Origin of the sequence: Inquilinus limosus MP06, assembly GCF_000767795.1 — a bacterium.
GTDB classification, from domain to species: domain Bacteria; phylum Pseudomonadota; class Alphaproteobacteria; order DSM-16000; family Inquilinaceae; genus Inquilinus; species Inquilinus limosus_E.
The window spans coordinates 1-1,400 of record NZ_JANX01000954.1; the positions used below are offsets into that span (position 1 = coordinate 1).

At 68.7% G+C, this 1,400-nt stretch carries 2 protein-coding genes; both read left to right on the forward strand.

The genetic code is table 11. The annotated features are described in order from the left end of the window. A partial coding sequence (locus P409_RS34335) for a pyruvate dehydrogenase complex E1 component subunit beta (RefSeq protein WP_052121710.1) occupies window positions 1–1,078 on the forward strand: 1,078 nt, incomplete at its 5' end. Window positions 1,079–1,105: 27 nt separating this feature from the next. After that, on the forward strand, window positions 1,106–1,400 hold a 295-nt coding region (locus P409_RS34340), incomplete at its 3' end, for a biotin/lipoyl-containing protein (RefSeq protein WP_034849345.1).

Consider the following 1,400-nt stretch of genomic DNA (forward strand, 5'->3'; position numbering starts at 1 on the left):
GGCGCCGAAGGCCGAGGCCCGGGCGCCCGCCGCCCCGGCCACGCCGCCGGCGACCAAGGCGCCGCCGGCCACCGACGAGGACAGGTTCTTCGCCAAGACCAAACGCATCACCGTGCGCGAGGCGCTGCGCGACGCCATGGCCGAGGAGATGCGGCGCGACGCGACCGTGTTCCTGATGGGCGAGGAGGTGGCGGAGTACCAGGGTGCTTACAAGGTCAGCCAGGGCCTGCTGGAGGAGTTCGGCGCCAAGCGCGTGATCGACACCCCGATCACCGAGCACGGCTTCGCCGGCCTCGGCGTCGGCGCCGCCTATTCGGGGCTGCGCCCGATCGTCGAATTCATGACCTTCAACTTCGCCATGCAGGCGATCGACCAGATCATCAACTCGGCGGCCAAGACGCTGTACATGTCCGGCGGCCAGATGGGCAGCCCGATCGTGTTCCGCGGCCCGAACGGCGCCGCCGCCCGCGTCGGCGCCCAGCACAGCCAGGACTATGCCAGCTGGTACGCCCACTGTCCGGGCATGAAGGTGGTGGCGCCCTGGTCCGCGGCCGATGCCAAGGGCCTGCTGAAGTCGGCGATCCGCGATCCGAACCCGGTGATCTTCCTGGAGAACGAGATCCTCTACGGCCAGAGCTTCGACGTGCCGGAGGATCCCGACTTCATCGTCCCGATCGGCCGCGCCAAGGTCGTGCGCCCGGGCAAGGACGTCACCATCACCGCCTATTCGATCATGGTCGGCAAGGCGCTGGAGGCGGCCGAGACGCTGGCCGCAGAGGGCATCGACGCCGAGGTCATCGACCTGCGCACCATCCGGCCGCTGGATGTCGAGACCATCGTCAACTCGGTCAAGAAGACCAACCGCCTGGTCTCGGCCGAGGAGAGCTGGCCCTTCGCCGGCATCGGGTCGGAGCTGGCGGCGCTGATGATGGAGCACGCCTTCGACTATCTCGACGCCCCGGTCGGGCGCGTCTGCTCGGTCGACGTGCCTCTGCCCTATGCCGCCAACCTGGAGCATCTCGCGCTGCCCCAGGCCTCGCACATCGTCGAGGCGGCCAAGGCCGCCTGCTACCGCTAGGCCCGGCACGGGACAGGGGAGGGATCGATGACGATCAACATTCTGATGCCGGCGCTGTCGCCGACGATGACCGAGGGCACGCTCGCCACCTGGCACAAGAAGGAAGGCGACAAGGTCAAGTCGGGCGACGTGATCGCCGAGATCGAGACCGACAAGGCGACCATGGAGGTCGAGGCCGTCGACGAGGGCACCATCGGCAAGATCCTGGTAGCCGAGGGCACCGAGAACGTGCCGGTCAATGAGGTCATCGCCATCCTCTTGGAGGAGGGCGAGGATGCCGGCGCGCTGAAGGGCGGCACGGCCCCTGCCGCGGCGAAGCCCG